Source organism: Actinoallomurus soli, from assembly GCF_024055715.1.
GTDB classification, from domain to species: Bacteria; Actinomycetota; Actinomycetes; order Streptosporangiales; family Streptosporangiaceae; genus Actinoallomurus; species Actinoallomurus soli.
Genome location: NZ_JAMXMV010000049.1, coordinates 1 through 12,596, shown reverse-complemented (window position 1 = coordinate 12,596; position 12,596 = coordinate 1). Strand labels below are relative to the sequence as shown.

12 protein-coding genes and 1 pseudogene are annotated in these 12,596 nt (G+C 66.9%); 5 read left to right on the top strand and 8 right to left on the bottom strand.

Annotation, left to right across the window (positions count from 1 at the left end; translation table 11 throughout):
• Positions 1-109: 109 nt before the first annotated feature.
• Positions 110-415 carry a LysR family transcriptional regulator gene (locus tag NDW01_RS42390; protein ID WP_252830336.1) on the bottom strand — a complete coding sequence of 102 codons (306 nt, stop codon included), beginning with the start codon at positions 413-415 and terminating at the stop codon, positions 110-112.
• Between the two features lie 117 nt (positions 416-532).
• Here NDW01_RS42390 and NDW01_RS42385 point away from each other — a divergent pair, with 117 nt between their 5' ends.
• Together NDW01_RS42385 and NDW01_RS42380 are read left to right on the top strand one after the other, a co-directional pair.
• Entirely contained in the window at positions 533-1,528 is a 996-nt protein-coding gene (locus tag NDW01_RS42385) for an amidohydrolase family protein (protein WP_252830335.1), read from the top strand.
• A 211-nt stretch (positions 1,529-1,739) separates the two neighbouring features.
• Positions 1,740-2,114, top strand: a complete 375-nt coding sequence (locus NDW01_RS42380; protein WP_252830334.1) for a PP2C family protein-serine/threonine phosphatase — start codon at positions 1,740-1,742, stop codon at positions 2,112-2,114.
• 1,095 nt (positions 2,115-3,209) lie between these two features.
• On the opposite strand, the gene NDW01_RS42375 is transcribed toward NDW01_RS42380, so the two are convergent.
• Together NDW01_RS42375 and NDW01_RS42370 are read right to left on the bottom strand one after the other, a co-directional pair.
• Positions 3,210-3,533, bottom strand: a complete 324-nt coding sequence (locus NDW01_RS42375) for a hypothetical protein (RefSeq protein WP_252830333.1) — start codon at positions 3,531-3,533, stop codon at positions 3,210-3,212.
• 36 nt (positions 3,534-3,569) lie between these two features.
• Complete coding sequence (locus NDW01_RS42370) at positions 3,570-4,466, bottom strand: helix-turn-helix domain-containing protein (protein WP_252830332.1); 897 nt, start codon at positions 4,464-4,466, stop codon at positions 3,570-3,572.
• Between the two features lie 195 nt (positions 4,467-4,661).
• On the opposite strand from NDW01_RS42370, the gene NDW01_RS42365 reads away from it, so the two are divergent.
• Positions 4,662-5,696 carry an NAD-dependent epimerase/dehydratase family protein gene (locus NDW01_RS42365; RefSeq protein WP_252830331.1) on the top strand — a complete coding sequence of 345 codons (1,035 nt, stop codon included), beginning with the start codon at positions 4,662-4,664 and terminating at the stop codon, positions 5,694-5,696.
• Between the two features lie 554 nt (positions 5,697-6,250).
• Here the strand turns inward: NDW01_RS42365 and NDW01_RS42360 are convergent.
• Positions 6,251-7,392 (bottom strand): annotated as a pseudogene (locus tag NDW01_RS42360) (transposase).
• On the opposite strand from NDW01_RS42360, the gene NDW01_RS42355 reads away from it, so the two are divergent.
• A complete protein-coding gene (locus NDW01_RS42355; protein WP_252830330.1) occupies positions 7,393-7,710 on the top strand; it encodes a hypothetical protein in 318 nt (105 codons plus the stop codon). It begins immediately after the preceding pseudogene.
• Here NDW01_RS42355 and NDW01_RS42350 read toward each other — a convergent pair.
• The 4 genes from NDW01_RS42350 to NDW01_RS42335 form a co-directional block, all read right to left on the bottom strand.
• Complete coding sequence (locus NDW01_RS42350) at positions 7,707-8,240, bottom strand: hypothetical protein (protein ID WP_252830329.1); 534 nt, start codon at positions 8,238-8,240, stop codon at positions 7,707-7,709. The genes NDW01_RS42355 and NDW01_RS42350 overlap by 4 nt on opposite strands.
• A 13-nt stretch (positions 8,241-8,253) precedes the next feature.
• Complete coding sequence (locus tag NDW01_RS42345; protein ID WP_252830328.1) at positions 8,254-9,972, bottom strand: tannase/feruloyl esterase family alpha/beta hydrolase; 1,719 nt, start codon at positions 9,970-9,972, stop codon at positions 8,254-8,256.
• 194 nt (positions 9,973-10,166) lie between these two features.
• Entirely contained in the window at positions 10,167-11,024 is an 858-nt protein-coding gene (locus NDW01_RS42340) for an aldo/keto reductase (RefSeq protein ID WP_252830327.1), read from the bottom strand.
• Between the two features lie 283 nt (positions 11,025-11,307).
• Positions 11,308-11,487, bottom strand: a complete 180-nt coding sequence (locus NDW01_RS42335; protein ID WP_252830326.1) for a hypothetical protein — start codon at positions 11,485-11,487, stop codon at positions 11,308-11,310.
• A gap of 101 nt (positions 11,488-11,588) precedes the next feature.
• Here NDW01_RS42335 and NDW01_RS42330 point away from each other — a divergent pair, with 101 nt between their 5' ends.
• Entirely contained in the window at positions 11,589-12,467 is an 879-nt protein-coding gene (locus tag NDW01_RS42330; RefSeq protein WP_252830325.1) for a helix-turn-helix transcriptional regulator, read from the top strand.
• Positions 12,468-12,596: the final 129 nt, after the last annotated feature.

Here is a 12,596-nt window from a genome sequence, read left to right as displayed (position 1 = left end):
GCAGCAACGGCTCGATCCGCTGCCAGGCCGCATCGGTTAACTCATGTCGCCGGACCATGACACACCATCAAAGCCCGTCACAAGATCGACCTCAGCCGAACGCCAAGATCTACCGGACACGCCCTAGGCCGATCCGCACGCTGCCGGCCTCGCCGCGGAGCGCCATCCGCGCCACGTTCTGCGCTCGATCGGCTTGGCCCAGTACTTGCCGGGCTTCGTTCAGGAACGCCCGGCCGGCTGGCGTGAGCCGGGTCCGCCGCGTGCCGCGGTCGAACAGCGGTCCGCCGAGCTCGTTCTCCAGGTCGCGGATCTGCATGCTCAACGTCGGCTGGACAATGTGCAGCCGACGCGCGGCCCGACTGAAGCCGCCCTCCTCCGCTACGGCAACGAAGTACCGCAAGTGGCGCAGCTCCATCCGCCCTCACTATTGATAATACTGATCAATATATCAGAACTAAGTGTTTGTGCCTATCACCCGCCTTGATGATCCTAGAGGAGCCAGCCAAGGACGACTCGGACGAAAGGGTTAGCGATGCGGATCGTCACGATCGAAGAACAATGGTCCGACCCGGCGCTGTCGGCCGCCAGCATGCCGAGCATGACCGAACTCGTGCCCGGCATTGAGGCTATGTTCGATCCGGGCGCAGGGATGCCCTACACGGAGCGGGTCCACCTGCTGACCGACATCGGGGCCGCCCGAATCGCCGACATGGACCGCAACGGCATCACGACCCAGGTGCTCTCGTGTAACAACATGTTCCTGCCCGCCGAGGTGGCGCCCGCGTTGACCACTGCGGCCAATAACACCGTGGCCGAGGCCGTCGCGGCGCACCCGGGCCGGTTCGCCGCGTTTGCCACCCTGCCCACGGCCGTGCCCGACGCGGCCGCGCGCGAACTGCACCGGTGCGTAAGCGAGCTGGGTTTCGTCGGCACGACGATCATGGGTCGTACCGACGGCGAGTTCCTGGACCGGCCCCGGTTTGATCCCATCCTGAGCGCCGCGAGCGAGCTACGGGTGCCGATCTACCTGCACCCGGCCCCGCCGCCTTTGGCGGTCAGCGACGCCAACTACGCTGACGGGCTCTCGCCCGTGGTGTCCGCGTCCATGCGGATGCCCGCGTGGGGATGGCACCAGGAGACGGCGGTGCACTTCCTGCACCTGATCCTGGCCGGCGTGCTCGACCGCTACCCCGACCTGCAGTTCATCCTGGGCCACTGGGGCGAATTCATCCCGTTCTATCTCGACCGGCTAGACGAGGCCATGCCGCAGCGGATGACCAAACTCGACCGGAGCTTCCGCGAGTACTTCCACGACAACGTGTTCATCACACCCAGCGGAATGTTCGGGCAGGCGCAGTTGCGTTACTGCGTGGATACCGTAGGTGTGGACCGGATCATCCACGCTGTCGATTTCCCTTATGTCGGCAACGAGGGCGCCGTATCGTTCTTGGCCGAGTCGCACTTGTCCGATCAGGACAAGGACAAGATCGCCCACGCCAACGCCGACAATCTGCTCGGTCTGCGCTAAACCGGACGAAATGCTCATCGCGGGCTCTCGGCCACTCCTTCCCGCCCGCAGACACTGAGCCTTTTTCGTGCGCCCAGCAGAGCAGGAGGTGAAGCCGTGTTGTAGCGGTGGACCGTAAGCTCGTCGTCGCTTGCCGGTGTGACTCCGGTCCGGGTAGCCGCCAGGAGGCCTGGTAGCAGGTTGGCGGGTCCGTCCGGAAACGGGTGACAAGGTGATCAGAGAACTCGCCGGTCCCCCGGACCCGCCCATGGGACTGTTCAACGACACCCGCCCGCACGTCCACCGCGAGATCCTCCAACCGGGCGACCGCCTGCTGTGCTACACCGACGGCGTCACCGAAGCACGCACCCCCCAAGGCGACCTGTTCGGAGTGGACCGGCTCGCCGACGCCATCATCCGCACCACCGCGACCGGCATGTCCGCCCCCGAAGCACTGCGCCGCCTCGTCCACGACCTGTTCCGCGAACACGACGACTCCCAAGCCGACGACGCCACCGTGGTGCTCACCGAATGGCGGCCCACCACCCACGTCGGTGCCCTCCAAGACACTCTCCAGACACTGCCCGCCACAACCCCATGGAAATGACGAACCCACCCACCACTGCCGTGAGCCGCCCGCCTCCGCACCCGACGCGCACCCTCACCCGTTCCGGCCCACCACTCCACCCCGCTCAGAACCGGGATGACCCCGACACGCGAGGCATCGAAAGCGGCGTTGAAAGTTCCGATCGTCCCCACGCGCCGGAACACCCCGTACATCCGCACCAGAACATGCGCCAAGACCTGTCGACCCTCGAGATCACCGCTTAGCGGACGTTCTCGTTCGATCGCCAGTCAGTACGACGGGCCGGTACCGACGCTGCACCGGTGCGGGCACAGCCCACCTCCGAGATGCTCGGCACCGGCCACGTCCTTCGCCACGATCGCCGGTGACCCGCGCATGGCGGGCAGACAGAAACGGAACCGCGACGCCCGGATGCCGACTGCCTACGCAGTGCCGCGCTGACCCACGCCGACCCGGTACCACCGACGTGAATACCTATGCAGCTGGATATTTATGCGGCGGGGAGCATCGTTATGATGACCATGCTGCACAAGATCGCGACAGAAGAGCACCCACGGAGCACCCACCGCCGCGAAACGATCACCACAAGATCCGCTGACCTGAAGAAACCGCAGGTCAGTGGCAAGATGAGTGGTAGGGCGCCTGGGACTCGAACCCAGAACCTATGGATTAAAAGTCCACAGTTCTGGAGGTATCCCCTACTCGACGCGCTACCGCGTCCTGTTTCATAGTACCGCTACGTGCCATTTGGTCCACGTTCGTCATTCGCTTCGCGGCGCATCGGCCAAGCGCTGTACCGGGTGCTGCCGGACAGTACCACGACATACGAGCACCCGCCGAGCACCCAGCCTCACCCTGGCGGTTGACGATATATACAGGAGGCACCCGAGTGCCGGCGCCACGTGCATTCGAGCAACCGCTCGGCAGACGCCTTTTGGCACGGATGGGTATCACCCCCGCGTGCGCGGGGAGCACGCTGGTCGGCGATCAACGGGATCCGCAACTTCGCCTGCCGGTGGCCGCCAGCCCCGTGCCCGGGCACACGTCGCGCGGCGACACCACCTTGTGCTGATGGCGAAGTCGAGGACAGGAAGCCGGAGAACGTCCGCCGTTACTTCAAGCCCTCACCGGAGGCGATCGCCGAGGTGACCAGCCTGCTCGCGCCGGGCGACGCTCGCTGGTGAGTGTAAGGTCGCGATCGCCGCGGGGGCGTCGTAACTGCTTGATGGCCCAGTCCAGCGCGACGCGGGTGAGCAAAAACCAGGGGTCGTACTCGGTGAGCTGCCGGGTGCTGGTGTCGAAGCGGAAGCCGTCGGACTCGATGGCGGCCAGCGCCGTCCGCTCCTTGAGTTCGGTGCTCAGGGCGGCGCCTCCGTACGGCGAGAACAGATCGGTTTCGACTTCCTCGGTGAGGCCGGGGCCTCGGCGTATGAGGATCATACGTACGACGCTGTCGAGGACGTGGGGAGGGGAGGGTCAGTCGCTGCTGCCGGCGGCAGGTGGTCGACTGAGCCAGGCTGAATCAGACTTGGCCCGGGTCGCTCCGGGTGTGGCGGGTTGGAGCGACGCTGAAGCGAGGAGGCTGAGCTTGTCGGCGCTTTCGGAGCCGGGCTCCGGGTGGTAGATGACGAGCATGATGCCGTCGGTCCCGTTGACCAGCAGTTTCTCGCGGTCCAGGGTGATAGCGCCGAGCTGGGGATGAGCGAAGGTGATGGTAGCGGTGGTGCGCCGGTTCCCGGCATCGTGGCGGGCCCATAGTCGGCGGAAGTGCGGGCTGGCTACTGAGAGTTCCCCGACCAGCTCGATCACGCGTGGGTCATCGGCGTCGGTGCCGACCGAGTTGCGGAAGCTCGCAACCAGACCGGCGGTGGTTTGTTCCCATGCGGGGAACATCGCCGCCTCGGCCTTGTCGAGGAAGAGGTCCCTGAGCCGGTTGCGTCCTGTCGTCAGACGGGGCGAGAAGGCGGTAGCCAGTGGGTTTGCGACCAGTACGTCGAGGTAGCGGCCCTCGACGAACGCCGGCAGGCCGAGGGTCTCGACCAGGCGGGCCGTGCTGGACGGCACGACTTCGCGCCGCGGGCGTCGATTCCTGCGTCGTGGCCGGCCGGCCACGAGGCTGAGGAGATAGGTGTCGTCATCCAGGTGCAACACCCGCGCGATGGCCTGCAGCACCTGGACCGAGGGGTTGCGGTCGCGGCCCTGTTCGAGACGCAGGTAGTACTCGGCGCTGATGCCCGCGAGCATGGCGACCTCCTCCCTGCGCAGCCCCGGGACGCGCCGTTGCCCAAGGACCGGGATTCCGGCCTGCTCGGGGGTGACAAGTTCGCGGCGTGCACGAAGGTACTCGCCCAGCAGGTTCGGCTCCCTGTCCATGGCCACCAGCGTAAGCAGCCAGCCGGGTGCCCTGCCTGTCCCTGGCAGTACCAGTGTCGGGAGGACACTGGTAGTGCCTCCCCGCGCACCCGCACGCTGGCCGGACGAGAGCCGCAAGAGGATCAACCCTGGCGCGGCAGGCCACGGTACTTCGGCGCAGTGGCCGGGCAGCTTCGAAGGCAAGGAGTGCGTGAGATGTCCCAACAACACATCCTGGTGACCGGGGGCTCAGGTTTCATCGGCGGGCATGTCGTGCTTGAGGCCCTGGCCCGGGGGCATCAGGTGCGGTCCACCGTCCGGTCCCTGGACCGGGAGAAGGCAGTGCGCACCTCTCTGAGTGAGGCCGGTATGACAGTCGGTGACCGTCTTGAGTTCGTCGCCGCTGATCTGACACGTAAGGAGGGCTGGCCCCAGGCTCTCGACGGTATCGACCGTGTCATCCACGTGGCCTCACCGGTCATGCCAGGACACGTCGAGAACGAGGAAGAGGTCATCGCCCCCGCTCGCGAGGGCACGTTGCGGGTGCTGCGGGCGGCACGCGACGCGAACGTGGCACGTGTGGTCCTCACCTCGGCGTTCCATGCGGTCGCCTGGGGGCACCCGCACGACGACCGCGTCTTCACCGAGGAGGACTGGACCGTCCTGGACGGCCCCGGTACCGACGCCTACGGGCGCAGCAAGACGCTCGCCGAGCGTGCGGCTTGGGACTTCGTCGCCGAGGACGGCGGCGAAATGGAGTTGACCACGCTGCTCCCGGTCGCCGTGATGGGCCCTGTGCTGAGTGCGGAGGTTTCCGGAGCCAACCGCGTTGTCCAGCGGCTCCTCACCGGGCAGATGCCCGGACTGTTGAACCTGTACTACCCCGTGGTCGACGTGCGCGACATCGCTGCAGCTCACGTCGCCGCCGCAACCGCGCCCGGGGCTGCCGGGCAGCGGCTCCTCCTGGGCAGCAGCCCCGCGCTGAAGATGGCTGAGATCGCCGACATGCTGCGAACCCATCTCGGCCAGGCCGCAGCTCGCGTTCCCACCGAGGGCATCCCCGATGAGACCGTGCGGGCCAGCGCCGCCACCAACCCGGCGCTGCGCCCGGCCGTTCACGACCTGGGCTACGCCCGCCGCTTCTCCACGGACAAGGCGCGCGACATCCTGGGGTGGAAGCCCCGCCCAAGCCTCAACGCCGTCGTAGCAGCCGGTCAAAGCATGGTCGACCAGGGCCTTGTTATGGCGTGACACCCCCGTGCAACCCGCTTCTTCCCGCAGCCAGGCGGCGCGGGCCAGGCTCTTCGCCCCGGCAGGCCACTCCGCCGACAGCGCGAGGTTCAGGACGGCCCCATCGGCGCGGGGCTGGAACAGACGGAAGTCCCAGCTGGGGGCGTCGGGAATGTCGGCGGCGGTCTGCTCGAGCGAGGGCATCCACCACACCCGATGGGTCACGTCCTTGAGCAGGATGCGGACCTCCTCGCCGCGGCGCATGGCCTTGCTGGAGGAGCTGGTGGTATGCGGGACCTCCAGCAGGTCCTGGTCCCGACCTCGGCGGCCAGGGCCTTCCACTCGCCGCAGTCGGCCTCCCGCCACATGGCGAGCCCGTCGGCGTTCAGCCTGCCGGATGCGTTGATCGTGCTGACGATCCGCCGTTGCGCGGCCGCCACCTCCGGGGCGACCGCTACGGTCATCTCCCTCTCCCTGCTCTCGTCGGTGCCCGTGGACGGGCACGGTCTGTGCTGGTCAACGAGCCAGCCCCGGGGAAGGGCTCTCTCCGCCCGGGCGTCTCCTGGGGCCGGCGCTCACTCGTCGTCGGTGGCGTGCTTGTCGCGCAGTGGCCGCAGGCCGCCGGGCAGGGGGAGCTGGAAGGAGTACCGCCCCAGCACGTTGATGTGGTGGCGTACGAACGGGGACAGCCGGGCCACGTCCTCCTCGCGGACCTCGAAGCCGTCCGCGCGGAGCTGGGTGACGGCGGCGTCCATGTAGCGGTGTTGAACAGCACGAACGCGTTGAGAACCAGACCGAGCGCCCCGATCTGGTCCTCCATGCCGTCCTGGTAGCGCTGGTAGAGCTGCCCCGAGCGGCCGTGGAAGATCTTCCGCGCAAGCGCGTAGCGGCCTTCCTGGAAGTTGGCCTGCACCTTGATCTGCCGCCGGTATCCGGGCTCGTCGGCCAGGCGCATGATGTGCAAGGTCTTCGCGATCCGCCCGTAGTGCGCGATCGCGTCGCCGAGCGGAGTGGGGCGCCCGTCCCGGGACAGCATCCGGATCACGCCGTACGCGCGCCCGGCGCCAGTGTGGATGGAGCCGATGATCCGAAGGATGTCCTCCCAGTGCCGTTCGATCCTGGCAAGGTCGACCCTGCCACGGGCCGCCTCCTGGAAGGCGCCGTAGTCGGCCGTGCGGTCGATGCGCCACATCTTCTGATCCGGCAGGTCAGCGAGCTGCGGGGCATACGCGAATCCCGCCAAGGTGAGCAGCCCGAAGACAATGTCGCTGTAGCTCGCGGTGTCGGTGACGATCATCTCGGGGCACTTGCCGCCGTCGCGGTCGTAGAGGACGTCCAGCACGTACAGGGAGTCGCGCGGGGTGCCGGCCACCACTTTCCCGCCCAGCCCCGCCGCCTGGTTGTTGATCATGTTTAGCCAGGTTGCCCCGCCCCGGCGCCCGAAGTACTTCGGGCGCCGGGCGTACACCGACGGCACGGGCACGACGAACCGCATACCGTCCACCGAGGCGACCAGGCCGCCGCCCCACGCCTGCGCGAGCGGAATCGACGCCTGGCAGTCGATCAGCGTGGCGTTCGCCGCCCGATACATCGCCAGCCGCAGGTACGTCTGGTCGACATGGGACAGCCGCCCGTACTTCAGCGCGTCCGCGGCTCCGATAACCGGGGTGTAGCCGACGTTGCAGCTGTGCGCGACCAGGAGCGCGGCGATCGTCACGTGCAGGTCCTTCAGCTGGGCCTCGCCGCCGTGGGCATCGAGGTGGAGGTCGTGGAGCGCAACCTGGCGCAGACCGGGTTCGTTCCCCAGGCCAAGCGGTGGGTCGTGGAGCGCGCCTATGGGATCTTGACGCTGCACCGCAGGCTGGTGCGCGACTACGAGCACCGGCCCCGCAGTTCGGAGTCGCGGGTGTACTGGGCGATGACCGCGGTGATACTGCGCCGGCTCGCAATCCACACCGAACCGGGAGACCCTCCCTCATTCCAAGATCATCACTGCGTGTCGCCCGTACTCAACCTCTGTGGTCAGTACAGCTAGCCGACTGCGAGGTTGATGCTCTTGCTCACCGAGGCGCGGCGGATGTTGGACGAGCCGCGATAGGTCACCGTGACGCGGCGAGGTCCCGCTCCCAGCCGAGGAAGCGTCACAATCACCTTGCCGTCTCGCAGGTGCGCCCGCAGGATGCGCTTCATCCCTTGAGCCCTGACGGTGACGGGACCGGAGGGGCGCAAATGCTTCGCGCTAGCTCGAATGATGAGGCGCGCGCGTCCGCTCTTGCCACGGTGTGCCCTGGCTCCGGTCAACTTGGGCGCTGCCTTGTTGATCTTCACGCTGGTCGTGGTGATGGCCGGGGCGGTGTACGAGGACGTGGTCGGCGTGTAGGCGACCCTGAGCAGGTGCGAACCCGCCGCAAGCCGGGCGGGCAATGGGATGGTGACCGCTCCGTGCGTGAGCTGCGCTGACCCGACTTGTGCGCCAGCGTCGGCGATGACCACCGTGCCGGCCACTCCGGCTGCACCGTACCCACCTGTCTGGTCGGTCTGGCCGGGGGTGCCGTCGCTGGTCACGTTGACGGTGGCCTTAGGGCCGCTTTTGAACTCGCCGTAGTGCTGGCTGCGACGCGAGAGCGAGACGAAGATGGCGGTGGAGGCGGGGCCGGTCGCCGGTGACGCAGGTGTAGCTGGTCGCCTTCGTTGTGTCGCCACTGCCCTGGTAGCGCGGCCATGAGGGGTATTGGCACAGCGGCATCGTGCGGCCGGTGTTGATGTCGGCCGCGGTGGGCGTGAGCGGTGCGACTCCGGTCGTTGTCCAGGTCTCGAGCGCACCGAGGGAGTCGAAGGAGAGATCGAAGGTTCCTTGGGCGTGTCCGTAGCCAGGCTGACGGTAGTAGCGGGCGTAGTTGTGAAGGCTGCGCCCGTAGCGGCCCATGAGGGTCTCGAAGTACGCGCTGGTGGAGTGCTCTGGGACCAGGACGTCGTCGTCACCTTGGACCAGAATCAGCTTGCCGCCGCGGGCGAAGAACCGATCGAGGTCGGGGGTGGTGGCGTCGAATTCCCGCGAGAGCTGCTTGAGCCGCGGCTCCCAGTCTCGGTAGTCCCACCCGTCCAGGTTCGCGGTGGGGTTCCTCTCGATGGCGTACCGGATGAGCCTTGAGCTGAGGAAGTTGATCAAGCTGTTGTCGGTGTCGGTCGAGTTCAACCACCACGAGTCTTGCTGGCGAGGTCCGATGTCGGCCCCCGTCAGGACCGGGAACCCTCCGAGAGTGGTGATGCCATTCGCAAGCTGGAAGTCGATGCGGTAGGGGTTGGCGGCGCCCGTCAGCGTGCCCACCTGAGTCTCGGAGAGGCAGGAGTCGCCGGTGTCGGCTCCATTCGGACACAGCAAGTCACGCACGTCGAACTGGGCTGCACAGCCGCCGGTATTCGAGACAACGCCATCCTGGGCGCCGTCGAGGGAATCGCAGCTGGCGTAGATGGCCTTCCTCAGCAACTGCTGCTTAGCCGCATCGAGAAAGCCCCCGTCTCGCTGGTAGGCCAACTGCTTCATGTGGTCCCACGTGATCGCCATCGCGGCAATCTGGTTGGCCGGATAGTTGGCGATGACGCCGGTGTAGTCAGCGGGATAACGCTGAGCGGCGACGAGCGCTTCGTGACCGCCCTTCGACCCTCCGGCGAAGTACTGCTGCTGCGGCTGCTGGCCGTAATAGCGAGCGACAATGTCGATCCCGGTGTCACGAGTCTTCTTGACCGCCGCTCCCTCGTAGTTCGCCAGGACCTCGTCGTTGACCAGGGCACTACCGTCTGGCGCGGTTCCCGCGTCGCTGCCGAAGGTGACGTAACCGCGGCTGAGCGCGGGGAGTGGGCCACCGCGAACACCGGTGCCGAAGGTGTTGGGAATGTCGTCCAGCCCGGTGACCACGATTCCGTCGAACCCGCCGCCACCCTCCTGCAGCGTCTTCAGGTTCCACTGCGTGGGCAGGTTGATCTGAAAGTTGATGGCCCTGGCCGTGGAGTCGACGGGCGCGATCGAGCCTCGGACGAGGCAGAACTCGGGCGAGCGTGTCGCCTTGTCGGGCGCAACGAGCTGGGTGGAGGACACCACAGCGCCCGATGTTGGGAGACCGATCGAGGCCGCCGGGATGCTGTAGCCGTCCAGAGCAGCGCAATCGGTCGCTGCGTCGGCCGGGCTGAGGGTGCCGACGGCCGCGTTGGGTGTCGCCTCGGCGCCAGCGGGCTCTAGGACGCCAGCGCCGAGACCAAGGCCAGTGATGACCAATGAGGCGGCGAAGAGCGAGTTCACGCGTCTAATCAACTGCTTCTCCTGAAATTCGTTGGTGTAGCGGTCGGCGCCCGATGCTTCAGTTCGGCCGGGAAACCGTCGTCAGGCGTGCGCAATGGGCGTTGTGCGGGGCCGCAGGGCGACGGTCGAGCCAAGCCATGCTTCCCGCGACCTGTCCTTCCGTCGTTCCCCGCGGCCGCGCTCAGGCGTATTGGCTAGGCGGGTGTCGGGGTGATGTTGTCGAGCGTGCGCATCTGTTCCTCGTCGAGCTCGATGTCAGCGGACCGCATGTTCTGCTCGAGATGCTTGATATTCGAGGTGCCGGGGATGAGCAGGATGTTGTTGGAGTGGTGCAGAAGCCACGCCAGCGCAATCTGGCGAGTGCCTGTCTCGTGCTCGTTGGCGATGCGCTGCAGCGCTGTTGACACCCCCACGTCGCCGCCGCCGATGGGGAACCAGGGGATGAATGCGATGTCGTGTTCACGGCAGAAGTCCAGAACAGGCTCGGCCGACCGATCGCCGATGCTGTACCTGTTTTGCACCGACGTCACTTCGAAGAAGTCCTGCGCCTGTTGGATCTCCTCAACGCTCACCTCTGACAGTCCGAGGTGACGGACCCGGCCGTCGCGTTGTGCGTCTCGCAGGAACCTGAAGGTGGCTTCGACGGGAACCTTCGGGTCGATCCGGTGGAGTTGATACAGGTCGATCTGATCGCGGTTCAGCCGACGCAAGCTGCCGTTGAGGGCGTCTTCGAGGTGCTGGGGGCTGGCGTCGTTGTTGATGTCGGCAAAGGGGCCAAAACGGACGAGGCCCCCCTTCGTCGCGACCACGACGTTGTCCGGGTAGGGGTACAACGACTCGCAGATCAGCTGCTCGGAGGTGAAAGGGCCGTATTGGTCCGCGGTGTCGATGAACTCGACGCCAAGGTCGACCGCACGCCGCACCACGTCGATCGACTTCTGCGGCACCTCAGGCATGCCGTAGACCTCGGGTCCGGTGATCCGCATGGCACCAAAGCCGAGACGGTTGACGGTCGTGGCGCCACCGAGGGCAAATGTCTTGTTGAAAGTCATATCTGGACTCCAATCTGTATAGCTTGGATGCCACTTCGGGCGGCTAGAACCGGCGCTGCCACCGATCCGAGGATCGAGGTCGTTGGTGCTGGGTGACGGCCTCTCCGTGACTGCCGGGCAGAGACGGGAGGCGGCTGGAGGGCTATCGGTTTGAGGATGATCGGCTGGGCTCGGAGACAGGCTTCGCTGAGAGGGTGCCGAGCAGGTTCAGGAGCTTGGGTGGCGCCCGGGAATTCCTCTCGCCGGCCGAGCCCGCGCCGGGCCTTGTGGGCCAGGAGGGTGTTCAACGGATGCGGTCGGCGGCGGTGTCGCCCTTGGCCCGGTTGCGGACGGCGAGGATGACCTCGCCGCCGTGTGCGGCGAGTTCGCAGGCGGTCACGAAACCCAGGCCGGCGTTGGCTCCGGTCACGATCGCGGTCCGCCCGGTGAGGTCGGGAATGTCAGAAGCAGTCCATGCAGTCATGCTCTTCAACCTAGGTACTGCCTGCGAAGGGACCGGCGTCCGCGGCATCCTCGGTCTGGCAGAACCACCCAGGCTGGCCCACGACCAGGGACACTGGGAGTATGGAATTGTGTACGGCGGCGGCGCGGGAGCTGGGCGCCTTCCTCCGCGCCCGCCGGGAGCAGACCCGCCCCGAGGACCTCGGTCTCGAACCCGGACCACGGCGGCGTGTCGAGGGGCTCCGGCGGGAGGAAGTAGCGGCTCTGGCCGGGCTGAGCACGGACTACTACCAGCGCCTCGAACAGGGACGGAACACGCGGCCTTCCGACGCGGTACTGGACTCCATCAGCGACGCCCTGGACCTGGACGACACCGAACGGGACCATATCGCCCGGCTCGCCCGTGCGGCCAGGCGCCCCGCGCCCCGGGCCCGCCGGAGTCCGGACCGCCTGCCCGCAAGTGCCCGGATGCTGCTGGACGCGACCAGCCTTCCCGCGTTCGTCGTCAGCCAGCATCTGGACGTGCTCGCCTGGAACCGCCTGGCCGCGGAACTGCTCGGCGACCCCGCCAACACCCCCGTGGCCGAACGCAACGCGCTGCTGATGCTCTTCCGTGACGACGCCGAGCTCCGGTTCGCCGATTGCGAGGCGATGGCCAAGGATTACATCGGGATGCTCCGCGCCGCGATCGCCCGTGACCCCGAACATCCCCGCGCCGTGGAAGTCGTCGGCAGCCTGAGCGTGCGCAGCCCGCAGTTCCGTCGGCTGTGGGCCCGGCACGACGTCCGCGATCGGATCAACGGGCGCAAGACGATCCGCCACCCCCGCATCGGCGACATCGACATCGAATGGGACGCCTACTCCGTGCCCAGGACCTATAACGCGTCGATGATCCTCATCACCCCGCAGCCAGGCAACGAAGACCGCCTCAGCCTCCTCGGCAGCCTCACCGCAGACACCCCGGCCAGACCATCCCGCCGAGGCAAGAACATGTCAACCTGAGCGGGACTGTAAAGCTAACGGCGGATCTGATGATCAAGAGAGAGACGCCAGATGAGCGAGACCGCCGTTGATTCCGAGTCCGTGGAGCACGACACCCAGTCGCCGGTGAGCGCGGCGAGTGACGAGCAG

What these genes read in the sequence shown, in the direction of transcription:
- NDW01_RS42390 (WP_252830336.1), bottom strand. Translation starts at nt 415, where the DNA reads ATGGAGCTGCGCCACTTGCGGTACTTCGTTGCCGTAGCGGAGGAGGGC.
- NDW01_RS42385 (WP_252830335.1), top strand. Translation starts at nt 533, where the DNA reads ATGCGGATCGTCACGATCGAAGAACAATGGTCCGACCCGGCGCTGTCG.
- NDW01_RS42375 (WP_252830333.1), bottom strand. Translation starts at nt 3,533, where the DNA reads ATGATCCTCATACGCCGAGGCCCCGGCCTCACCGAGGAAGTCGAAACC.
- NDW01_RS42370 (WP_252830332.1), bottom strand. Translation starts at nt 4,466, where the DNA reads ATGGACAGGGAGCCGAACCTGCTGGGCGAGTACCTTCGTGCACGCCGC.
- NDW01_RS42365 (WP_252830331.1), top strand. Translation starts at nt 4,662, where the DNA reads ATGTCCCAACAACACATCCTGGTGACCGGGGGCTCAGGTTTCATCGGC.
- NDW01_RS42340 (WP_252830327.1), bottom strand. Translation starts at nt 11,024, where the DNA reads ATGACTTTCAACAAGACATTTGCCCTCGGTGGCGCCACGACCGTCAAC.
- NDW01_RS42335 (WP_252830326.1), bottom strand. Translation starts at nt 11,487, where the DNA reads ATGACTGCATGGACTGCTTCTGACATTCCCGACCTCACCGGGCGGACC.
- NDW01_RS42330 (WP_252830325.1), top strand. Translation starts at nt 11,589, where the DNA reads ATGGAATTGTGTACGGCGGCGGCGCGGGAGCTGGGCGCCTTCCTCCGC.